The 22,896-nt window shown below is 26.5% G+C and carries 29 protein-coding genes and 1 other RNA gene; 27 read left to right on the top strand and 3 right to left on the bottom strand.

The features are described 5' to 3' along the window. Nucleotides 1–2 precede the first annotated feature (2 nt). The 13 genes from ssrS (at nt 3) to rpsI (ending at nt 7,953) form a co-directional block, all read left to right on the top strand. Nucleotides 3–194, top strand: a non-coding RNA gene (gene ssrS, locus AC1XWJ_RS01820) — 6S RNA. 144 nt (nt 195–338) lie between these two features. Further along, nucleotides 339–1,106: a tRNA threonylcarbamoyladenosine dehydratase gene (locus AC1XWJ_RS01815; protein ID WP_483334148.1), complete on the top strand. Its 768-nt coding sequence runs from the start codon at nt 339–341 to the stop codon at nt 1,104–1,106. Between the two features lie 101 nt (nt 1,107–1,207). Continuing rightward, nucleotides 1,208–1,567, top strand: coding sequence for a helix-turn-helix domain-containing protein (locus AC1XWJ_RS01810; RefSeq protein WP_483334147.1), 360 nt, complete (start codon nt 1,208–1,210; stop codon nt 1,565–1,567). Nucleotides 1,568–1,623: 56 nt separating this feature from the next. Beyond that, on the top strand, nt 1,624–2,619 hold the full coding sequence (gene comGA / locus AC1XWJ_RS01805; protein ID WP_483334146.1) for a competence type IV pilus ATPase ComGA: 996 nt from the start codon (nt 1,624–1,626) through the stop codon (nt 2,617–2,619). Continuing rightward, the gene (gene comGB, locus AC1XWJ_RS01800) at nt 2,591–3,640 is read left to right on the top strand and encodes a competence type IV pilus assembly protein ComGB (RefSeq protein WP_483334145.1); all 1,050 of its coding nucleotides are present in this window, start codon (nt 2,591–2,593) and stop codon (nt 3,638–3,640) included. Before comGA ends, comGB begins: the two co-directional genes overlap by 29 nt. A gap of 13 nt (nt 3,641–3,653) precedes the next feature. Further along, a complete protein-coding gene (comGC, locus tag AC1XWJ_RS01795) occupies nt 3,654–3,995 on the top strand; it encodes a competence type IV pilus major pilin ComGC (RefSeq protein ID WP_483334144.1) in 342 nt (113 codons plus the stop codon). Continuing rightward, entirely contained in the window at nt 3,970–4,407 is a 438-nt protein-coding gene (locus AC1XWJ_RS01790) for a prepilin-type cleavage/methylation domain-containing protein (RefSeq protein ID WP_483334143.1), read from the top strand. Before comGC ends, AC1XWJ_RS01790 begins: the two co-directional genes overlap by 26 nt. Next, the gene (locus AC1XWJ_RS01785) at nt 4,397–4,675 is read left to right on the top strand and encodes a prepilin-type N-terminal cleavage/methylation domain-containing protein (RefSeq protein ID WP_483334141.1); all 279 of its coding nucleotides are present in this window, start codon (nt 4,397–4,399) and stop codon (nt 4,673–4,675) included. The genes AC1XWJ_RS01790 and AC1XWJ_RS01785 overlap by 11 nt, the downstream gene beginning before the upstream one ends. Continuing rightward, nucleotides 4,662–5,165 (top strand): prepilin-type N-terminal cleavage/methylation domain-containing protein, encoded by a 504-nt coding sequence (locus AC1XWJ_RS01780; RefSeq protein ID WP_483334140.1) that lies wholly within the window; start codon nt 4,662–4,664, stop codon nt 5,163–5,165. Before AC1XWJ_RS01785 ends, AC1XWJ_RS01780 begins: the two co-directional genes overlap by 14 nt. Then, nucleotides 5,155–5,349, top strand: coding sequence for a hypothetical protein (locus AC1XWJ_RS01775; RefSeq protein ID WP_483334138.1), 195 nt, complete (start codon nt 5,155–5,157; stop codon nt 5,347–5,349). The genes AC1XWJ_RS01780 and AC1XWJ_RS01775 overlap by 11 nt, the downstream gene beginning before the upstream one ends. A 149-nt stretch (nt 5,350–5,498) precedes the next feature. Continuing rightward, the gene (gene gltX, locus AC1XWJ_RS01770; RefSeq protein ID WP_483334137.1) at nt 5,499–6,950 is read left to right on the top strand and encodes a glutamate--tRNA ligase; all 1,452 of its coding nucleotides are present in this window, start codon (nt 5,499–5,501) and stop codon (nt 6,948–6,950) included. Between the two features lie 156 nt (nt 6,951–7,106). Further along, a complete protein-coding gene (rplM, locus tag AC1XWJ_RS01765) occupies nt 7,107–7,544 on the top strand; it encodes a 50S ribosomal protein L13 (protein ID WP_483334135.1) in 438 nt (145 codons plus the stop codon). A gap of 16 nt (nt 7,545–7,560) precedes the next feature. Beyond that, complete coding sequence (gene rpsI / locus AC1XWJ_RS01760) at nt 7,561–7,953, top strand: 30S ribosomal protein S9 (protein ID WP_483334134.1); 393 nt, start codon at nt 7,561–7,563, stop codon at nt 7,951–7,953. Nucleotides 7,954–8,402: 449 nt separating this feature from the next. Here the strand turns inward: rpsI and AC1XWJ_RS01755 are convergent, their stop codons facing one another. Beyond that, entirely contained in the window at nt 8,403–8,786 is a 384-nt protein-coding gene (locus AC1XWJ_RS01755) for a rhodanese-like domain-containing protein (protein ID WP_483334133.1), read from the bottom strand. Nucleotides 8,787–8,876: 90 nt separating this feature from the next. Here AC1XWJ_RS01755 and AC1XWJ_RS01750 point away from each other — a divergent pair, with 90 nt between their 5' ends. Beyond that, the gene (locus AC1XWJ_RS01750) at nt 8,877–9,635 is read left to right on the top strand and encodes a TrmH family RNA methyltransferase (protein ID WP_483334131.1); all 759 of its coding nucleotides are present in this window, start codon (nt 8,877–8,879) and stop codon (nt 9,633–9,635) included. A gap of 53 nt (nt 9,636–9,688) precedes the next feature. Continuing rightward, nucleotides 9,689–10,639 (top strand): magnesium/cobalt transporter CorA, encoded by a 951-nt coding sequence (corA, locus tag AC1XWJ_RS01745; RefSeq protein WP_483334129.1) that lies wholly within the window; start codon nt 9,689–9,691, stop codon nt 10,637–10,639. Nucleotides 10,640–10,898: 259 nt separating this feature from the next. Here the strand turns inward: corA and AC1XWJ_RS01740 are convergent, their stop codons facing one another. Continuing rightward, nucleotides 10,899–11,519: a LexA family protein gene (locus AC1XWJ_RS01740; protein WP_483334128.1), complete on the bottom strand. Its 621-nt coding sequence runs from the start codon at nt 11,517–11,519 to the stop codon at nt 10,899–10,901. Between the two features lie 374 nt (nt 11,520–11,893). Here AC1XWJ_RS01740 and gpmA point away from each other — a divergent pair, with 374 nt between their 5' ends. Next, a complete protein-coding gene (gene gpmA / locus AC1XWJ_RS01735) occupies nt 11,894–12,580 on the top strand; it encodes a 2,3-diphosphoglycerate-dependent phosphoglycerate mutase (protein WP_483334127.1) in 687 nt (228 codons plus the stop codon). A gap of 2 nt (nt 12,581–12,582) precedes the next feature. Beyond that, nucleotides 12,583–13,338: a hypothetical protein gene (locus AC1XWJ_RS01730; RefSeq protein ID WP_483334125.1), complete on the top strand. Its 756-nt coding sequence runs from the start codon at nt 12,583–12,585 to the stop codon at nt 13,336–13,338. A gap of 41 nt (nt 13,339–13,379) precedes the next feature. Here AC1XWJ_RS01730 and recD2 read toward each other — a convergent pair whose 3' ends face one another. After that, on the bottom strand, nt 13,380–15,710 hold the full coding sequence (gene recD2 / locus AC1XWJ_RS01725; RefSeq protein WP_483334124.1) for an SF1B family DNA helicase RecD2: 2,331 nt from the start codon (nt 15,708–15,710) through the stop codon (nt 13,380–13,382). Nucleotides 15,711–15,883: 173 nt separating this feature from the next. Between recD2 and AC1XWJ_RS01720 the strand changes: the two genes are divergently transcribed. The 10 genes from AC1XWJ_RS01720 (at nt 15,884) to clpX (ending at nt 22,893) form a co-directional block, all read left to right on the top strand. Beyond that, on the top strand, nt 15,884–16,669 hold the full coding sequence (locus tag AC1XWJ_RS01720) for a Nif3-like dinuclear metal center hexameric protein (protein WP_483334123.1): 786 nt from the start codon (nt 15,884–15,886) through the stop codon (nt 16,667–16,669). 12 nt (nt 16,670–16,681) lie between these two features. Continuing rightward, nucleotides 16,682–17,074 (top strand): transcriptional regulator MntR, encoded by a 393-nt coding sequence (gene mntR, locus AC1XWJ_RS01715; protein WP_483334122.1) that lies wholly within the window; start codon nt 16,682–16,684, stop codon nt 17,072–17,074. Nucleotides 17,075–17,088: 14 nt separating this feature from the next. Then, on the top strand, nt 17,089–18,021 hold the full coding sequence (locus AC1XWJ_RS01710; RefSeq protein WP_483334121.1) for a thymidylate synthase: 933 nt from the start codon (nt 17,089–17,091) through the stop codon (nt 18,019–18,021). A gap of 14 nt (nt 18,022–18,035) precedes the next feature. Continuing rightward, on the top strand, nt 18,036–18,521 hold the full coding sequence (locus tag AC1XWJ_RS01705; protein ID WP_483334120.1) for a dihydrofolate reductase: 486 nt from the start codon (nt 18,036–18,038) through the stop codon (nt 18,519–18,521). Between the two features lie 5 nt (nt 18,522–18,526). After that, nucleotides 18,527–19,360, top strand: coding sequence for a DegV family protein (locus AC1XWJ_RS01700; RefSeq protein WP_483334119.1), 834 nt, complete (start codon nt 18,527–18,529; stop codon nt 19,358–19,360). 16 nt (nt 19,361–19,376) lie between these two features. Next, nucleotides 19,377–19,637: an IreB family regulatory phosphoprotein gene (locus AC1XWJ_RS01695; protein ID WP_483334117.1), complete on the top strand. Its 261-nt coding sequence runs from the start codon at nt 19,377–19,379 to the stop codon at nt 19,635–19,637. Between the two features lie 13 nt (nt 19,638–19,650). Beyond that, complete coding sequence (gene ruvX / locus AC1XWJ_RS01690; protein ID WP_483334115.1) at nt 19,651–20,076, top strand: Holliday junction resolvase RuvX; 426 nt, start codon at nt 19,651–19,653, stop codon at nt 20,074–20,076. A gap of 23 nt (nt 20,077–20,099) precedes the next feature. Then, entirely contained in the window at nt 20,100–20,405 is a 306-nt protein-coding gene (locus tag AC1XWJ_RS01685) for a DUF1292 domain-containing protein (RefSeq protein ID WP_483334114.1), read from the top strand. Between the two features lie 7 nt (nt 20,406–20,412). Continuing rightward, nucleotides 20,413–21,552 carry an endolytic transglycosylase MltG gene (gene mltG, locus AC1XWJ_RS01680; RefSeq protein ID WP_483334113.1) on the top strand — a complete coding sequence of 380 codons (1,140 nt, stop codon included), beginning with the start codon at nt 20,413–20,415 and terminating at the stop codon, nt 21,550–21,552. Nucleotides 21,553–21,678: 126 nt separating this feature from the next. Then, entirely contained in the window at nt 21,679–22,893 is a 1,215-nt protein-coding gene (gene clpX, locus AC1XWJ_RS01675; RefSeq protein ID WP_483334111.1) for an ATP-dependent Clp protease ATP-binding subunit ClpX, read from the top strand. The last annotated feature ends 3 nt before the right edge of the window (nt 22,894–22,896 follow it).

Genomic DNA, 22,896 nt, shown 5'->3' with positions numbered 1-22,896 from the left:
ATATAGAACTTAAGTATTCGTAGGGCTTATTTATATTCGGGCCTAACACTTTTTTTAAGGGAATAAGAATCTTCTATAAGTATTATGTGCTTAGCCTCTTTATGACGCTAAGATTAAAGAAAGTAGAGCTATTATACCCACCTGATTATATCAGGACCAATTTTTATAAGTTTCTACGATACTTCGGTCTAATGACTTAGCTTGCCTAAGTCATTTTTTAGTTGTAGATTTTTATTACACAATAAATATAAATTTACAATATTTGATGAATAGAAATTTAATGAATAGATTTTGTTTAGGCAATATAGAAATAATTTATAATTAGTAGGAGGATAAGGGTGTTACATCAATTTTCAAGGAATGAATTAGTAATTGGAGAAGAAGGTCTAAATATATTAAAAAACAGTAGAGTAGCTATTTTAGGTATAGGAGGGGTAGGTTCTTTTGCGGCTGAGGCTTTAGCCAGAAGTGGTATAGGATCTTTAGTATTAATGGATAAAGATAATATTGATGTAACTAATATCAATAGGCAAATACACGCTAATACATTAACAGTAGGAAATAGTAAAGTAGAAGAGATGAAAAAAAGAATATTAGCTATAAATCCTGAATGTGAAGTCATAGCACTAAAAAATTTCTATACAGAGGATACTTATACAGAATTTTATGAGAGACCATTAGATTTTGTAATAGATGCATGTGACACTGTAACATATAAAATTCATTTAATTAAATATTGTTTAAAAAATAAAATAAAATTCATTTCTGTAATGGGTGCGGCTAATAAATTAGATCCTACAAAGTTTGAGATTTCTGATATAAAAAACACAAAAATTTGTCCATTATCTAAAGTTATTAGATTAAAATTAAAAAAAGAAAAAGTTTTAGGAAAAGTTCCAGTAATATATTCAACAGAGAGCCCATTGATACCTAGAGAAGAATATACAACAAGAATAGGGAACCAAGAGTCACATATTAGAAAAGCAAAGACCCCACCGTCATCTAATGCTTTTTGTCCATCTGTTGCTGGATTAATTGCTGCTGGGTATGTATATAGAAAATTATTAGAACATATTACTATTAGAACTATAGAGAAAAGTAATTGAATACGCTAAAATTCATTGCTAAAATTAATAAATAAATTTTGGTAGTGTTTTGATTTTTTTTGTTAAACATTATATAATAAAAGTGTATGGGAGGGATAATTATGCAAGCCAAGGATTCTGTATTATCTAACAATCTAAAAAAACTTAGAAAAAAGCACGGTTATTCAATGGTAGAATTAGCTAATACATTAGGTTTATCTTCTCACGGAGTTTATGCTAACTGGGAATATGGAAGAAACGAGCCTAATATCAATACCATAATATCAATAGCTAACTTATATAAAATTACCGTTGATCAGCTTTTAGGTTATTCTGGTGATAAGCGAGATATCATTGTAGGTGATATTCATGAAGAAGTCATAGATTTAATTAATGATTTAACTATTGATGATGTTAAACTAATAAAAGATGTGATTGAAAGATTTAGTGGCTACTCTTTTTCAAAAAAGCGTAAATTGTAATTAGTTATTCGTTGTTACCAAAAGAGAGTCTACGAAAGACTCTCTTTTTTAGGTAGGTGATAGTTATAAACGTAAAGAAACAAATGCAAGAAATTTTAGATTTTGCTATCGAAAATAAAGCAAGTGATATTCACATTTACCCCACATTAAATAACACTAATAAAATAAAGTTTAGAATTAAAGGAGAGTTATCAGAACATATAAAATTAAACAATGATGAGATAGAAAGTGTTATTTCCCTTTTAAAATTTAATGCCAATATAGATATAGCTCTAAATAAAACCCCTCAAAGTGGCAAATTCAAATATACATTTAATGATAAAATATATTATTTAAGAGTATCGACACTTCCTTTAACAGAAATTATGGAAGGGTGTGTTATTCGAGTTTTTACCGATGAAATTGATGACGTTAATTATAGTTTGTTACCGGAAGATATAGTAAAAATTGACTCATTAAAAAAATATACAAATGGTCTTATTATATTTTCTGGACCTACTGGTAGTGGGAAATCAACGTCAATGTACAAGTTAGCAAAAGATATTTCTAATTATAATAAACAAATAATATCTATTGAAGATCCTGTAGAAAAGAATATAGATAAAATAGTACAGATGCAAGTTAATGAAAAAGCTGGAATAAACTATGATAATGCTTTAAAATCTATATTACGTTGTGATCCCGATGTAATAATGGTAGGAGAAGTAAGAGATAGAGTTACTGCAAAATATGTAATAACAGCTAGTTATTCTGGACACTTGTTATTGACGACAATACATGCAGAAAATTGTATAGGTGTCATAAATAGACTATTAGATTTAGGAATAAGTATCGAAGATTTGAAACAAACTTTGTTATGCATTATTTCACAAAGATTAGTAAAAACAAAGAACAACGAAAGACAATTAATTACAGAAATTTTAGATAAAGAAGCTCTCTATAACTATTTACATAAAGATGAAGTCAATTTTATTACTATGCAGGAGAAATTTGATAATGCATATAAGGAAGGTATAATATCTTATGAAGAAAAAGAAAAATGGGGATATTAAAAAACTTTTATCCAAAGACGATAAAATATATTTTATTAAAAGACTTCACGAATTAATAAAACATGGCTATATGTTAGAAGAGTCTATAGAATTTTTGATGATTCAATATGATGTTCCAGCAGAACGTATTTCTATATTGAAAGAAGAAATGGCTAGTGGAAAAAAATTATCTTACATTTTAGAAAAACTATCTTTTTCTCAAGCAGTAGTTAGTAGAATGCAGTTTGCGGAGTATTATGGTAAAGTAGAGAGTATGCTTTTAGAAATAGAGAATTATTTATTAATAGAGAAAAATCAAAAAGATAAAATTATTAAAACTATTAGATATCCCATGATTTTGACTACAATGCTTATTATACTTCTTATTATTTTCAATTTGTTAGTTATCCCACAATTTCAAAATATTTATACAACTTCAAATATAAAAATGGATACACAAGTTACTATACTTATCAATATTTTATATTATTTACCTAAAATACTTGTAGGTACAATTATTATATTATGCACTTTTTCAATTTATATTTGGTACACTTTTAAATACAAACCCCAAATTTTTTTAAAGACTATTCCTAAAATACCATTAATCAATACTTATTATAAGTATTACTTTTCTTATCAATATTCTTCAGAACTTAGTTTGTTTTTGATGAGTGGTTTTTCTGTAAAAACAGCTCTGGAAGAAATTATAAAAAAAGATTACAATTTTTTCTTTACTATATTTTCTGAGAAAATTAAAGAGGAATTAGTTTTAGGAGAAAACTTTGAAAATGCAGTACAAAAAATAATATATTTTGATTCTAATATTAGTAAGTTTATAGTACATGGTATAAGAAATAGTATGTTAGATAAAGAATTAAAACTTTATAGTGACATAATGCTAGATTCTTTTATAAAATTAATAGATATAAGATTGAAAAAAGTTCAACCCATACTGTTCTTTTTACTAGCTTTTGTCATAATGGGATTATATTTAACGATACTATTACCTATATTTAATATGACAAGTACATTAAAATAGAAAGGAAAAGAATATGAATAGACTAATAAAATTAAAGAAAAAATTTTCAGGGAAAAAAGGATTTACTTTGATAGAAATGTTAATAGTTATATTTATTATAGCAATATTGTTACTATTAATAATACCTAATATTACAAAAAATCTTGATACAGCGAAAGATAAAAGTTCAGAAGCATATGTAAAGACAGTACAGTCTCAAATAACAGCTTACGAAATTAATGAAAATGACAGTAATGTAACTTTCCAAAAATTAGTTGATAAAGGTTATCTAGAAGGTTCTGCTGAAGAAGCTAGTAAAGCTCCTAATGGAAAAACAGTAATAATTAATAATGGTAAAGCAAGTTTACAGCAATAAGGGATTTAGCTTATTAGAAACTATAGGTGTATTATTTATAATAAGTGTAATAATTATAATTTTATCATATAATCCTGTAAAAATTTTTGATAAATACAAAGAAAGACTTGCAGTTAATGAAATTGTATCAGACATTTATAAAGTACAAACTAAAAGTTTAGTTAGTGATAAAGGAAACTCTATTCATTTCTTTGAAGAGTCAAATAGATATATTGTTTATTGTGATTCGATAAGAGAAGATAAATATATAAATGCATATGGTGTATCAGGAACAGGGGATAGAGATTTTAAGTTTAGATACAATAAAGGAAACGTTAATATTGCTAATACAGTTTTGGTAAAATTTAAGCATAGCACATATGAAATAATAATACACCTAGAAACAGGTTATGTAACTGTAAATGAAAAATAATAAAGGTTTTACATTGTTAGAAGTTTTAGCTGGGATATTTATATGTTCTTTGATACTAATATTTTTAATTCCAAATTTAGTTCTTGAATATAATAATTTGAATGATATGGAACAAAAATTAGAATTAAAATATATACTGTATGAAGAATTATCTATTAATGACAATGAACAATTTGAACTTGTAAGAGATGACTATAAAATAGTTGTTACGGATAGTGGAGCAACTATAGAGAATTTAATTACAGGTGATATTGTTGAATACAAATAGTAACAAAGGATTTACTTTAATAGAGGTAATTATTTCAGTTTTATTATTATCTATCTTAGTGATATTATTATCTTATATTTTAAATTTGAGTTCAAATATTTCAAAAAGATTTTTGAGTTATAGTGATTATGAATACGCAATGATGCACAAAAAAATCTTTGAAATATATAATAATTCATCTAAAATGGAAGTTGTAGGAAAAAATATATATTTTATAAATAAAGAAGAAGATATTGAAGATAAGATTGTGTTTACTAGCAAGAAAATATATAAGCAAAGAAAAAATCCAGATAAATATTCTGCTAGGGGTTATTCTCTTTTGTTAGAAAATATTAAAGAATCTTCTTTTGATATTAATAATGAAATATTAACAATAAATATTAAAGATAGAGAAAATAATGTGAGAAAGCTGAAGTTAAAAATAAAAAAAGAACAATCCGAAGAAAATGAAAATTCCGATGAAGATAAAAAGGGAGAAAATGATAATTAAAAAATTAGATAAATTAAAAAATAATACAAAGGGAAGTGCAGTAATAGTTTCTCTTATAGTTTTAAGTTTAATCGTCATTGTAGTTGTTAGTATATCTACCATATACATAAATAAAATCCACAGTCTAAAAAATATAAATGATTATTACGACAAACAAATTATTAAAAAATTAGAATCTAGATAACTAAATTAAAACCTATCTTAAGATATATTCTCTTAAGATAGGTTTTAAACATTGATAAAATTGTATATTCAATATATTGATTGCTAGTTGAGATTAATCTATTTATATAGTATAATTAAATGTAAAATAAAAAATGAGGAAGAAGAAAGATGAGTAAAGTAAGAGTTAGATATGCACCGTCACCAACTGGTAATTTACATATAGGTAATGCACGAACAGCATTATTTAATTATTTATTTGCTAAACATTATGGAGGAGATTTTGTATTAAGAATTGAAGATACAGATTTCAAACGTAATAAAGAAGAAGGTGAAAGAAGCCAACTTCAATATATGAAATGGCTAGGATTAGAGTATGATGAGGGTATATATAAAGAAGGTAAGTTTGGTCCTTACAGACAATCAGAAAGATTAGATATTTATAAAAAATATGCGGAACAATTATTAGCAGAAGATAAAGCATATAAGTGCTATATGACTGCTGAGGAATTGGAAGCTGAACGAGAAGAACAAATAAAAAATGGATTACCTCCTCGTTATAGTGGTAAGCATGCACACTTAACTAAAGAACAGCAAGAAGCTTTTGAAAAAGAGGGAAGAAAGCCAGCTATTCGTATTAGAGTTCCACAAGATAGAACATATAGCTTTAATGATATGGTTAAAGGTGATTTAAGTTTTGAAGGAAAAGATTTTGGAGATTTTGTTATTCTAAAAAATGATGGAGTAGCTACTTATAATTTCTGTGTTGCAATTGATGATCATTTAATGGAAATTTCACATGTATTAAGAGGTGATGATCACATCTCTAATACTCCGAAACAATTAGTGGTTTATGAAGCTTTAGGATTTACACCACCTATTTTTGGACATATGACACTAATAGTTAATGAAAATAAGAAGAAGTTGTCAAAACGTGATGAAACTATTATTCAATTTATAGAACAATATGATTCTTTAGGTTATTTGCCAGAGGCTATTTTTAATTTTATAGCATTATTAGGTTGGTCACCAGAAGGTGAAGAAGAAATATTTAGCAAGGAAGAATTTGAAAAGATATTTGATGAAAAACGTCTTAGCAAATCACCTGCATTCTTTGATAATCAAAAATTAACATGGATAAATAATCAATACATTAAAAAGCAGCCTTTAGAAAGAATAGTAAACTTGTCAATTCCGTTTTTAATAGATAAAGGAATTGTATCTAAAGAGCAAGTAGAAAATAATAAAGAATGGTTTAATAAATTAATTGCGTTATATCAACCGCAGATGAGCTTTGGAGCAGAAATAGTAGAATTAACTAGTATGTTTTTCAAAGAAGAATTAGTATTTGGAGAAGAAGAAAAAGAAATTATATCTTTAGAGACTTCAAAACATGTATTTGAAACTTTAATAACTAAGATAGCAAACTTAGAAGAATTTACAGCTGATAACATAAAATCATCTATAAAAGAAGTTCAAAAAGAAACAGGTATAAAAGGTAAAAACTTATTTATGCCGATACGTATTGCAACTACAGGACAAATGCATGGACCAGAATTAAATCTTAGTTTAGAATTATTAGGAAAAGATAAAGTAATTGCTAGATTACATTCTATATTATAAGAAAAAAATTTTAAAGAAGTAAACAAAAAATATTGACAAGATATATAAATTAATGTTATTATACTTGTTGATATTGTTTATATATCTTCACGAGTAAGCCCCGGAAAACTTAGTCGTTATGACAGATTAAAACAACATCTTAGGAGGAAATGACATATGCGTCAAACTTATATGGCAAAGCCATCAACTGTAGAAAAAAAATGGTATGTAATCGATGCTGAAGGACAAACTTTAGGTCGTTTATCATCAGAAGTAGCATCAATACTTAGAGGAAAACATAAACCTACTTATACACCTCATATTGATACTGGAGATAATGTAATAATTATCAATGCTGAAAAAATTGTATTGACAGGTAAAAAATTAACAGATAAAATTTATCGTCGTCACACAATGCACCCAGGTGGATTAAAAGAAAGAACTGCTGGAACTATGATAGAAAAATATCCAGAAGAACTTTTAGAATTGTCTATCAAAGGTATGTTACCAAAAAATACTTTAGGTAGAGCTCAAGGAATGAAACTTCATGTTTATCGTGGAGCTGAGCACCCACATGCAGCACAAAAACCAGAAAAATATGAATTACGTGGATAATAGGAGGAAAAATTAAATGGCACAAGTAGAATATCGCGGAACAGGACGCCGTAAAAGTTCAGTAGCACGTGTAAGATTAGTACCAGGAACTGGGAAAGTAACTATCAACAATAGAGAAATGCGTGAATACTTACCATTAGAGTCTTTAATATTAGATTTAATGCAACCATTAGAAAAAACATCAACTACAGGAAACTATGACGTTTTAGTAAATGTACATGGTGGAGGGTACACTGGTCAAGCTCAAGCAATTCGTCACGGAATTGCTCGTGCATTACTAGAAGTAAACCCAGAATATCGTAAAGATTTAAAACCAGCAGGATTGTTAACACGTGATCCACGTATGAAAGAACGTAAAAAATACGGTCTTAAAGGAGCACGTCGTGCACCACAATTCTCAAAACGTTAATATATTGGCTTTTATGTCGATTAGAAAACAGTTCATATTTTATGGACTGTTTTTTTTAATAAACTTAGTAAGCTATTCAGTTGAAAAATCGTTATAATTAACTAGTATTCTAAAAGAATATTATTTATGAGTTATCAATATAAAAGTGATATATATTTGAAAGAAGTAATACTAAATGTCAGTGATTTAAAAAACAGACGAAATTTTATAAAGAAATATTGGGGATAAGCTAAGCGTTTTTGATGAATTAGATGATAATATTTTACTAGGTAAAGGTAAAGAAAGATTAATTCGATTAATATAATTAATAATCAAAATTTTATGGTTTGTATAATCTAGCTCTTTTATTACCTAGTAGACAAGATGTAGCAAATATTTTATATTTAGTGGTATAGCTATTTAAAATAAAAACACTTATCTTTAATAAGTATTTCTAAAGATAAGTGTTTTTATTTTTTAGTTTTTAAATTTTCTTCCCATGCTTGTAATCCATTTTTTAGCATATAGATGTCAGTATATCCATTTTTTTTAAGGGTTAAAGCAGCGCGTGGAGCAAGTGATCCATTTTTATCACAAAGATATATAGGTTTATCTTTTAGTAACGAAGAATATTTGAATGACATTTGTGATAATGGAATATTTCTAGCTCCATTAATATGAGCATATACAAATTCGTCTTTTTCTCGAACATCTATTAATTGAACTTGACGTATATTTTTTTTGAATTCAGCATATGGTAATTTTTTAACTGCACTATTAATTCTATAATAATTATAACCACCAATGGCAGCTAAAACTAATAATACTATTAATAAAGTTATTAAAAATTGCATAGAATCCTCCTAGGTATGATATAATAACTATTGAGAATTATATCATATTATTATTTAATTTACAATGGAAGATGCAGGAGTTTTAATATAATGAAAATAACATCAAGTAATAATAAAAAAATAAAAGAGTTACTGAAGTTAAAAGATGTAAAAAATATAAAAAAAGAAAAAAAATATATTGTAGATGGATTACATTTAGTTGAAGAAGCAGTAAAGAACGAAGTCGCATTAGAAATATTTGTAGTAGAAAATTTCCTAAAAAATTTAGATTTTATAAATAAAAATATTAAGGTTAATGTCATAGATGAAGCTGTAGCTAAACATATAACAGACACAGTTAATAATCAAGGAATATTTGCTTTATGTAAAATATCAGAAAAAAAGATATTTTTAGATAATTATAATGACATTATTATACTTGATAGAATACAAGATCCAGGAAATCTTGGTACTATAATAAGAACTGCTGATGCTTTTGGTTATGATTGTGTTATTTTAGGTAAGGGAACTACCAATATGTATAATCAAAAAGTTATGAGAAGCATGCAAGGTAGTAATTTTCATATAGATTGTTTTGATAACATAGATATTGTAGAGTTTATGGATAAATTAGAAGACTATGAAATTTATGCAACTTCATTAACAGGTAAATATTATTTAGAAGATATACATAAGAAACCTAAAAAATCGGCAATTATTTTAGGCAATGAAGCTAATGGAGTATCAGATGATATTTTATCAAAAGTAAATAATCCTATTAAAGTAAATATGTCGGGAGTAGCAGAAAGTTTGAATGTTGCTGTAACTTCAGGTATAATTATGCACTATTTAAAGAATCTATTAAAATAAGTTGAATAATTTGTAATATCTATGTTATTATAGAATATGTTGGAGGTGGAAGAATGTTAAAAATTATAGCAGTGGATAAATCTGGAATGTTACATACAGATATATCTTTAGAAGATTTGAAAAGTGAAAAAATTGCTTGGTATTGGGTTGATTTTAGCATTCCTAAAAAAGAAGAAATAGAATTATTATCTACTTTTTTTAAATTTCACGAACTTTTAATAGAAGATTGTTTAACTTTATTAAAAAGACCTAAAATTGAAATAACTAGACAGCAAATATTTTTAGTATCACATGTTTTAAGAAACATTGATGCTGATTATGAAACATTAAATATGTTTATAGGTCAAAATTATATAGTAACATTTCACTTATCTCATATACAGTATATTAGTAGGGTAGTATCAAAAGTTCTAAGACATGGAAAAGACTATACTCCGTTGCATGTAGTACATATGCTAATTTCAGAAATTGTTGAGGGATATCAGCCGTTGATATCTAAGATAGAAAATAGACTAGATGAACTTGAAGAAAATGATGCTCATACAAAAGGTAGTATAATAATGGATGAGGTATTTGATCTTAGAAGTGATTTGTTAAAACTTAGAAGAGGTCTTATGCCGATGCGTGAGTTATTACATAGATTTCTTGTTTCTCGTCGTGTAGAAATGACAGAAAATGATAGAAAATATTTTCATGATATATATGATGATTTAGTTCAACAAACAGAAATAATAGAAGCAAATAGAGAATTAGCTAGTGATATACGTGAGAATTATATGACATATAACTCATTTAGATCTAACAACATTATGATGACGCTAACCGTTATATCTACTATTTTCTTGCCATTAACTTTCTTGGCAGGAGTTTATGGAATGAATTTTACCAATATGCCTGAATTAACTACCAAATATGGATATTATATTTTATGGATAGTAATGGCTTCTATAGCAGGAGGAATGCTTTGGTACTTTAAGAAAAAAGGTTGGTTCGAAATTTTCTAGTGAGGTTTTATGAATTTTTTTAAATTAACTATACTGTTTATAATTATTTTATTTATTAATAAATGTTTATTAAAATTGGAATATACAAAAATATTCAAAAAAAATAGTACAAATGAAATATTTGCTATAAATATGGTATTATCCGTAATTATAGGATATTTATTTTATCAAGCAATTTTATTAATTTACAGTTTATCAACTAATTTAATATAAAAAATAACGTCAATACATTTACATTGACGTTATTTTTTATATTGTACTATATTTCTCGATAAACTCCAACACATTCGCCAAGAACCTGAACATCTCTAGTAATAATAGGTTCATAATCAGAGTTACAAGGTTGTAGAACTACATTATCTTTTTTCTTATAAAATTTCTTTAAAGAAGCTTCATTTGAATCTGTTAACAAAACTGCTGCAATACGTCCATTAGCAACTATTGATTTTTTTCGAATAAATACTATATCTCCGTCTAATATTCCAGCCTCTATCATACTATCGCCTTTTACTCGTAAAGCAAAGTCTGCTCTAGTAGTTTGATCAACATACATGTAGTATTCAAAATCCTCAACAGCATAAACTCCATCTCCTGCACAAATAGTTCCTAAAATTGGAATTTTATTAACATTATCAAATAAGTCATTTTCATTTTCGTAGATGTCTTGCTCTACGCTAGGATTATCTGTAAGTCCTAGCAACCAATTAGGATTAACATTTAAACAATTAGCTATTCTATACAATTTATCTTGTTTAGGTACATATTTACCTTTTAACCAATCGCTAATAGATGAAGGTGTAATGTTTGTCATACGAGATAATTCAATTTGTTTTATATTATTTGTTTGCATATATTCTTTTAATCGTAGATGAAATGTCATTTAATTATCCAACTCCTATTTTATCTTTATTATATATTATAAAGTAATCCGTAATAAAAAACAATATTTTTATTAAAAAATTAAGAAAACTTTACAAAAACTATTGATTTTCGGATATCCGTATGTTAATATATAAATACGGAAAACTTAAAAGAAATTAAAGGAGAATTATAATATGTTTTTATATTGGTTAGTAGCAGTAATAATAATAGTTAAAATTTCTACATTTTTCGAAGAAAATAAAATTAAAATTGTAAAAAGAAAACCTAAAAAGTTATATGTCAAATAAAAACGTTTTAAACAATAAAGTTATTGAAAAAACTTTCTTAAAAGTTTATAATTATTTTATAACATTTTAGGAGGAATAATAATAGATGAAATTAGTTTTAACAAGACACGGAGAAAGCCAATGGAATTTAGAAAATAAATTTACTGGTTGGGTAGATGTTGATATTACAGAAAAAGGACGTCAAGAAGCAGTAGCAGGTGGTCAAAAATTAAAAGAGTTAGGTTTCCAATTTGATGTAGCATATACGTCATATCAAAAACGTGCAATTAAAACGTTAAACATTATTTTAGAAGAAATGGAACAATTATGGATTCCAGTTAATAAAAGCTGGCGTTTAAATGAAAGACACTATGGTGCTTTACAAGGATTAAATAAAGCAGAAACTGCTGCAAAATATGGTGATGAACAAGTACATATTTGGAGAAGAAGTTTTGATGTAGCACCTCCACAAGTAACAAAAGAAGATCCAAATTATCCAGGAAATGACGTAAGATATGCTAATATTCCAGAAAGTGAATTACCTACTGGAGAAAGTCTAAAACTTACTATAGATAGAGTTCTACCGTATTGGAAAGAAGTAATATCAAAAGATATTAAAGAAGGAAAAAATGTAATTATTTCAGCGCACGGAAATAGTTTAAGAGCATTGATTAAATATTTACTACAAATATCAGATGAAAAAATATTAGATTTAAATTTACCAACAGGAACACCATTAATATTTGAAATTGATGAAAATCTTAATATTATTTCTGCTCCAGAATTATTCTAATTATGAAAAATATTAAATATCTTTTAGTAGCTATTTTTCTAGTAGTTTTGCAAGGTTGCTCTAATAATGTAGAAAAAATATCTACAGAAGAAGCTAATAAAATTATATCTTCTATTAGTTCACAAGATTTACAAAAAGTAGAGATTAATAGTTCTAACAATGAAATTATGCTTTACGTAAATAAAGAATTTATTACTAAAGAAGATGTTGATAGTATATTATCTAATATAAGAGTAGGAAATGTTAGTGGATTATCTGCTTTTGATAAAGATAATTTTTCTAATAAAATTTCTAGTGTGCAATTAGTATCTATTAACAAAAATAAAGCTATTTTTAAAATAAATAGCTTAAATGATATAGAATTAAATATTACTACTAGCAGATATTCTGATGATTATGTTAAATCATCTATTAGAGAATTATCACAAAATATCATTAGATTTAATGAGTTGGCAGGTAGGATAGAAATTGATATAAAACAATATAATTTAAGTGATACTAGAATTGATGAATTTAACAATGCTTATAACGAATTAAATAATTCTATTAGTAAGGTCAAGACATTAACTAGTGACAACACTAATTTTAGTAATTTATCTAAGCTACAAGAAAATATAAGAGTTGTAGAAAATAATATGGATGTCATAAAGCAAGCTGTAAATAGTGGAGTTTCTGCTATGAATTCTAATGCTATTAATAACAGCTATCTGAACATAAACGAATTAGATAAAATTGCTAGAGAAATAGTAACTTTATAAAAAAATATCCTTAAACCTAATTACTGGGTTTAAGGGTATTTTTAATTTTCTAGAAAATCAAAAGGTGTAATGTCTTCCATTCCTATTAAAGGATCTATAAAATTAATATTTTTTGGCGTTAAAATAAAATTAGTAATGCTATCTTCATTAACATTATTATTTATGCTTGAAAAATATTTTTCTAGATAGGATTCTCTAATTATAATATTATTTTCATCAATAGCATAATAGAATACTTTGGGATCACCACAAAGAATTAACTTTGTTTTTGCTCTTGTTATCGCCGTGTATATTAGGTTTTTATTTAACATAAAATTGTAATTATCTATTAGAGGAATGATTACATATTCAAACTCTGATCCTTGAGATTTATGTATAGAACAGGCATATGAAAGTGTAATTTGACTTAAATCTTGCTTTTCATATGTTACAAAGTTATTGTCATAATCTACTACTATTTTATATTTGTTATTTTCTTTATAAATATCATAAATAATACCTATATCTCCGTTAAAAATATTGTCCTCTGGCCTATTAACTAATTGCATAACTCTATCATCAATTTTATATATTAACTCACCATATTCTATAAAAATATCATTATCATTGAAATTATATTGAATTGTTTTGTTAATTTCGTTAATACCATACAAACTTTTATAAATAGGAGCTATTATTTGTATTTTGTCGTTGGTAGTTTTTGTCAAAATATCCTTGTAAATATTCGATATATTTTCTAACACTTCAGTTTTTTTAGTAATAAAAAATTTACGATCATCAAAATTTTCTAAAATATCAATTTTCAAATTATTTTTTATTGAGTGTGATAAGCTAATAATACTAGAGTTTTCTGATTGTCTAAAGATTTTATTTAATTTTGTTGTAGATATTTTTTTACTATTTATTAAATCGTTTAGTACATTACCAGGCGCGATAGAAGGTAGCTGATCATTATCTCCAACAAAAATTATTTTAGCATCTTTATTGATAGTTTTTAGCAAATTACTCATTAAGAAAATATCAATCATACTAGCTTCATCTATTATTACTAATTTTGATTGTATTTTTTTGTCAGAAGAAAATTCTTTCATATCTGTATCTTCACTAGTCCAACCAATAGCTTTATGAATAGTTGATGCACTAAATCCAGTGCTTTCTGACATTCTTTTTGCAGCTTTTCCAGTAGGTGCGCATAAAGTTAAAATATTTTTTTCATCATCCAAGAGTTGAACGTAAGAATAATTATTAATTTTTTGAAAGAGTCTTATCACTCCTAGAATTATAGTTGTTTTTCCAGTACCAGGTCCACCAGTTAGTATAGAAACACTATGATTAACAGAGTTTTTTATAGCTTCAATTTGTGAATAATCATAGTTTATGTCTAATTCTTTCTCAATTTCAAGAATATATTTGTTAATTAATTTGGGATTATGCTGTTCAAAAGAATCATCGTTTTCAATTCTACTATTAATATCTTGATATATAAAATATTCTGAATAGTGTATTTCTGGTAAGAAAATATCATCTTCTATATTAGATAGTTGTCCAGTATCTAAGCAATATTCTAATGTATCAACAATTTTATCTTTATCAATTTGTATGTTTCGTGCTTTGTATAAAGTGTTATATGTATGGTATAGTAAATTGTTTTTTTTGATGTATGTGTTACCACTGCCATAGCAATAATTACTTAAAGTATAAATAAATCCAGCCGCGATTCGTTCTGTATCATCGGCAGCTATTCCTATTTTTTCTGCAATTTTGTCAACTGTTGAAAAATTAATTCCTTGTATATTATCAATAATAGAGTAAGGATTACTATGTAATATATCTAGAGTACGTGACTTGTAGTGATTATAAATTTTCATAATCATATTATTACTTAAATTATATTCATTTAATTTCAATATTATATCTTGGGTTTGTTTATTACTAATAATAGTTTCATAAATAGTTTCTTTTCTAAGTTTAGGTATTCCTTTTATGCTAAATAAAGCATCCTTATCGTTGTATATTTTATCTAGACAATCAACTCCTAATTTGTCAACAATTAATTCAGCAGTTTTTTTCCCTACACCTTTAAATGTAGGGCCAGATAAATAAGCAACAATAGTTTCTTTATCTTGTTTTATTACTACTTCAGCAGTTATAGAAGAAAGTTGTACACCATATTTTCTATGTTCAACTAATTCACCTTTAAATAAATATAATTCGTCTTCTTTAAATTCTATATTATCAAATGTTCCTGTAACTGTTAGATAATCACTATCAGTAAAATCATAACTTTCATTCAAAAATACTGATAAAATAAAGTAATTATTATCTTTATTTTGAAAAATTATTTTATTTATGTATCCTTCTATATTTAACATATAATACCTCTATACTAATATAATATCTTAATATTATAATAATTGATTATTATTGTCTAGTATTATAATATTTTTATTCAACGTAAATATTATAATTTTATTACAAAAAAGTTTATATACTACAACTTTTTTAATAATGTGATATAATTACAATAATAAGGAGATATATTATTATGGTAAAACTTGAATATATTTATAAAGAAATATCTAAATTAGCCAATGAAAATTTGGCAGAAAAATGGGATAATGTAGGAATAATGTTAGGAGATCCTAAAAAAAATGTAAACAAAATTCTAATAGCTTTAGATGTAACTACATTTGTTGTAGAAGAGGCCATAGAAAAAGAGGTTGATTTGATTATTTCTCATCATCCTTTAATATTTAGTCCATTATATAAAATTGACTATGCAAATTTTAAAGGACAAATAATTAAAGAATTAATATTAAATGATATAGCTGTTATTTCGGCACATACTAATCTAGATTCCGCAAAAGATGGATTAAATACTTATTTATCAAATTTATTAGGTTTAAGAAACCTTACAGTATTAGCAGAAAATCCAAACAATAGTGAAGTTGGACTGGGAAGAGTGGGAACTTTACCAAGTGAAATGTCTCTTGATGATTTTATAACTTATACTAAAGAAAAATTAAGTTTAAATTTTGTAAAATTAGTCAAAGCTAATGAAAATGATATTAAAACAGTAGCTATACTTGGAGGTGCAGGAGGTAATTTCGTTTATGATTTACCTAAAGTAGATATATACCTAACAGGTGATATAAAATATCACGAAGCTATTGATGCAATAGAAATGAGACAAAATTTATTAGATATAGGTCATTTTGCAGAAAAAGTTAGTAAAAATTTATTAAAGGAATATTTAGAAGGTTTAGATTTAACTAAAGAATGTGATATTTTCTTATCAAAAGTAGAATATGAACCATTTGAAATAAAATAGGAGGATAAAAATATGAGTAAAGCTACTCCTACCATGGAAGATTACATAGAAGTAATTTATTATTTAGTAAAAGAAAAAGGATATGCGAGATCAGCAGACATTGCTTTAAAATTAAATGTCTATCCATCAACAGTAACTAAGATGTTAAAGAAGTTAGATTCTGAGGGATATATATTATATGAGAAATATAGAGGGATAGCATTAACACAAAAAGGGAAAAATATGGGAGATTATGCACTAAGGAGGCATAATATATTAGAAGAATTCTTAAAAACTATAGGGGTGAAAGAAAAGAATATTTATGATGAAGTTGAAGGTATAGAACACCATTTAGGACGTGACTCTATAAATAAAATACAACTTTTAACAGAATATTTAAGAAAAAATAATTACAAAATTGACTAGATTGGACAACATATATGGCAGACAAAGAATATTTAAAGTTATGTAAGCATATTTTAGAAAATGGAATTTTAAAAGATGATAGAACAGGAGTAGGTACAAAAAGTATATTCGGCTATCAAATGAGGTTTGATTTGTCTAAAGGATTTCCATTATTAACTACAAAAAAAATTAATTTTAATTTAATATGGTCCGAGTTGTTATGGTTTATTAAAGGTGATACTAATATTAAGTTTTTATTAGAAAACAATAATAATATTTGGAATGAATGGGCATTTAAAAAATGGATAGAAAGCCCTGAGTATAATGGTCCTGATATGACAAATTTTGGACATAAGGTACTAAAAGATCCTGAATTTAATAAAGAATATCAAAAGCAAATGAAAATATTTAAAGAACGTATTTTAAATGATAACACATTTGCAGAAAAGTATGGAGATTTAGGAAATGTTTATGGGAAGCAGTGGCGAAATTTTAATGGTATAGATCAACTAAAAAACGTTATAGAGCAAATTAAAAATAATCCAACGTCAAGAAGAATAATTTTATCTGCATGGAATCCCAAAGAAGTAGATACTATGGCTTTACCGCCTTGTCATACTATGTTTCAATTTTATGTATCAGAAGGAAAATTGAGTTGTCAATTGTATCAAAGAAGTGGTGATGTTTTTTTAGGCGTTCCATTTAATATTGCATCTTATGCACTTTTGACAATTTTAATCGCTAAAGAGTGCGATTTAAAAGTAGGGGAATTTGTTCATACTTTGGGAGATGCCCATATTTATACTAATCACTTTGAGCAAGTAAAGAAACAGATAGAAAGAGAGCCTTATAACTTACCAACATTACAAATTAATGATTTTGATACAATTTTTGATTTGAGCATAGAAGATGTATCGTTGAAAAATTATGAGTGTCATCCATTTATTAAGGCACCGATAGCAGTATAGAGTGGAGGAATTTGATGATATCTTTAATAGTAGCATACGATAAAAATAAATGTATAGGAAATAATAATACTATTCCTTGGAGATTAAAGGGTGATATGAAGAGAGTTAAATCCCTAACAACAAATCAAACGATATTAATGGGAAGAAAAACGTATGAAAGTATAGGGCGTCCGCTTCCTAATAGAGTTAATAGGATTTTAACTAGTAATAGTAATTACAGTGCTGAAGGCGTAGAGTTATTTACTAATATTGACGATGCTTTAAAGAATATTACTACAGAAAAATTATTTATTTTTGGTGGCAGTAAAGTATACGAGCAACTTATAGATAAATGTACTGAAATCTATATAACAGAAGTTGAGGCAAATATAAAAGGAGATAGTTATTTTCCTGATTTTAATAAAAATGAGTGGTCTTTGGTTAGTGAAGAGAGCTTTAAGAGTGATGCCGATAATGAATATGATTATAAATTTCTTTATTATAGAAAAAAAGAGGTGTAGTTATAATGAGAAAAATAAAAATAGTTACTGATAGTGCAGCAGATTTAACTAAAGAAGAAATAGAAAAGTACGATGTTGAGGTAATACCTCTAACAGTCAATATAGACGGAGAAGAATTTGAAAATATAGATAATAGATTATATATAGAAAAAATGCGAACGACAGACAAATTTTCTACAAGTCAACCAGCTGTGGGGAAATTTTATGAAACATACGAAAAATGGACCAAAGAAGGATATGCTGTTATATCTATTCATATTTCAAATGTAATTAGCGGAACTGTAAATACTGCGATGTCTGTTGCAGCAGAATTTGATAATGTTTATGTTATTAATAGTAAATCAGCATCAAGAGGGACATCGTATTTTGTTAGAGATTGTGCTAATTATATTGCTGATGGAAAAGAAGTAGAAGAAATAGTAAACTATTTGAACGAAAAAGTTAATAAAGTTATTACCTACGTAACTATTGATAATTTAAACAATTTAGTAAAAGGTGGACGTATAAAAAGAACAGCAGGACTTATAGGTAACTTGCTAAATATTAAAATCTTAACAAAAACAACGGATACAGAATTAGCTCCTCTAGACAAAGTTAGGGGGAAAAAGAAACTTATCCAAGCATTAATAAGCAATATGCGTACTGAAATAGCAGACAGGAAAATAAAAACAATAAGCCTACCGCATGCTTTATCATCAGAATACGTCAAACTGATAAGAGACGCTATAGCAGAAAATTTTGATTATATTGTAAAAGATGAAGATATTTTTGTAACAACACCTATAATATCTACCCATACGGGAGAAGGGGCTGTAGGAGTTTTAATAGAGTTAGCATAATTTTAGGAGGTAGCTCATGACAAAATTTGATAATACTGATATGTTTAATAAAGAAGAATACAATAGAGAGTTTATTAAATTGACTCTAGATAATGTTATAGATAGTATAGAAAGTAAAGGGTATGATCCTGTTAGTCAAGTTATGGGATATATAAAAACAGAAAATCCAGTTTATATACCTAGATACAATGGAGCTAGAGAAAAAATTTCTAAAATACAAACAGAAGATTTGTTAGAATATTTGATTTACTATTTTGTTGATAATAGAAAAAAATAATTAAGGAGAAATAATGATAGGTAAACGAATTATGGCTCTTGATTACGGAAGTAAAACTATAGGAGTTGCTATAAGCGATGCTTTGCATATTACAGCACAAGGTATAGAAACTATCCAGATTAATGAAGCTATAAAAGACTTTAAGATAAAGAGAATAAAAGAGCTAGTAGACGAATATGATGTAGATAAAATAATAGTGGGCTTACCTAAGAATATGAATAACAGTATAGGTTTTAGGGGAGAAGCCACATTAGAATTTGTAGAAGTATTGAAAAATAAGTTGAAAAATATAGAAGTTATTTTACAAGATGAAAGACTTACTACTATGGGAGCTGAAAGAATTTTGATAGAAGCAGATATATCTAGAAAAAAAAGAAAAAAAGTTATAGATAAAATGGCAGCTATTTTAATTTTACAAACGTATTTAGATTCAAAATAATATTAATTTATAGGAGAATAATTATGAACGAAAAAGATTTAGACAAAATGAATGTTGGAATGGATGAAGAAGTTTATACACTGAGTGATGAAGATGGTGTAGAGAAAGAGTACAGAAAGATATTAGAGTTTACTAATCCTACTAATAACAATTTGTATTATATTTTTACTGAAGAAGCAAATATTGATACTGATGAATTACAAATATTCCCTATGGTTTGTATAGAAGAAGATGATCAAGTTAGATTTGAACCTGTAGAAACTGATGAAGAATTTGATATGATTTCAGAAGTTTTAGATATATTATATTCTGATTCTGAGGAGAATTAATAAAGTAATGAGAGAAGATAAGTTAAAACGTCGAGATGAACTAAGAGCAAAGAATAAGAGAAAATCAAAAGATATATTACCTACAATTTTTATAGGAATAATGTTTTTATTAATAGCAGCATTATCATATACTTATTATTTAACTACGCCAGTAGACAAAAGTAATCAAAATAAGATTAGTTTAGAAGTTAAGGAAAGTTATGGTAGTAGTATTATAGCTGAAACATTATATGAACAAAAATTAATAAAAAGTGCAAATTTATTTAAAATATATGCTAGATTACATCCTAATAGCGACTTTTATGTAGGTAATTTTGAACTTAGTCAAGATATGAATATGGCTAGTATTTTTGAAGCATTGACAGATAAAACTAAAACTAATTCAGGAGTCAACCTTTCTATTATAGAAGGAGATAATATAGAAAAGATTGCTGCTAAGGTAGAGAAGGTTACTGATATAACAGCAGATGAATTTTTAGCTAAAGTAAATGATAGTACATTTATTGAAACCTTAAAAAAAGAATACCCTAATCTTATAACAGATGCTTTAGATAATCCAAATATAAAATATAAATTAGAAGGATATTTATATCCTGCAGCGTATAATATAGATAATAGTAATAAATCTAATGTAGAAACATTAATAAAACAAATATTAAAAACAACTAATGATAGAGTTGTTCCACAATATAATAAAAATAGTAAAGTATGGAATATATCTGGTATTAATCAAAATATAGATATTCATGACTATATAACTATGGCTAGTATTTTAGAGAAAGAATCTACAGCAGATACTGATAATAAATCTATAGCAGGGGTATTCCTAAACAGATTGAAAGTAGGTATGCAATTACAAACTGATCCTACAGTATATTACAGTGTAGGTAAAACTAACGGAGCACTAACTGTACAAGATTTAGCAAACACTAATCCTTATAACACTTATACTAATTTAGGATTTCCTCCAGGACCTATTGCAATGCCTAGTCAAAAATCTTATGAGGCACTTAATGATGCTACTCAACATGATTACTTGTATTTCTTAACTGATAAACAAGGTAAAGCATATTTTGCAAAAACATATGCAGAACATGAGGAATTAGCCAGAAAATATGTTGAAGGATATATTTCAACTAACCAATAAAATATAAAATAAACTTGAGCAACAATGAAGTGCTCGGGTTTATTTTATTTTGTAGTATACTACTTGCATTAATTGACTTTTAATATAAATTACTTTATAATTAGATATATTTTGTGAGGTAATAATATGGATAAAAATAATAATGTGAAATGCTCATTTTGTGGGAAAAATTCAGATGAAGTTTTTAAAATGATAGCTGGAAGAGATGTATTTATTTGTGATGAGTGTGTTGAACTATGCTATGATATGTTAGATCAACAAAAAATTTTAGATAATAGTATGAGCGTTGATAGTTTTAAGCTATTAAAACCAAAAGATATTTTTAAAAATCTTAATGAATATATAATAAGTCAAGATAAAGCAAAGAAAGCAGTAGCAGTAGCTGTTTACAATCATTATAAAAGAGTAACAGCTACTCAAGATAATGAAGATGTAGATTTACAGAAGAGCAACATAGCTTTAATAGGAAGTACAGGATCTGGAAAAACTTTAATAGCTCAAACATTAGCAAAGATGTTGGATGTTCCATTTGCGATTGCAGATGCTACTACATTGACAGAAGCTGGATATGTAGGAGAAGATGTAGAAAATATTTTATTACGTCTTATACAAAATGCTAATTATGATATAGCTAGAGCAGAAAAAGGTATTATATATATTGATGAAATTGATAAAATAGCAAAAAAAGGAGAAAATGTTTCTATAACTCGTGATGTTTCTGGAGAAGGTGTTCAGCAAGCTTTGCTTAAGATTTTAGAGGGAACTGTAGCTAGTGTACCACCTCAAGGAGGTAGAAAACACCCAGGCGAAGAAATGATAAAAATAAATACAAAAGATATACTTTTTATTATCGGTGGAGCTTTTGCAGGAATAGAAGAAATTATAAAAAGACGTCTAGGTGATAAAATTATAGGTTTTTCTAAAACAGAAGAAAAAGAAACTTATACAGAAGAATCTATTATATCGAAGATAAAACAAGAAGATTTAGTAAAATTTGGTATTATTCCAGAATTTATAGGAAGAATACCTATTATTTGTTCTTTAGAAGAACTAACGGAAAAAGATTTAGTTAGAATTTTGGTAGAACCAAAAAATTCAGTGATAAAACAGTACAAATATTTATTTGAGCTAGATAATGTAGAACTAATATTTGAAGATAAGGCATTATTAGCAATAGCCAGAGAATCAATAAAAAGAAAAACAGGAGCAAGAGGACTACGTTCAATTATAGAAGAAATATTAATGGACGTTATGTTCGAACTACCTAGTAAGAAGAATGTTAGTGAGTGTACTGTTACTGAAGAAAATGTAAAAAATAAAACTAAACCACTATTAACATAAGGA

The sequence above is a fragment of the Gemelliphila sp. 1F1 genome, assembly GCF_056897515.1.
This window is presented reverse-complemented; position numbering and strand designations above follow the sequence as displayed.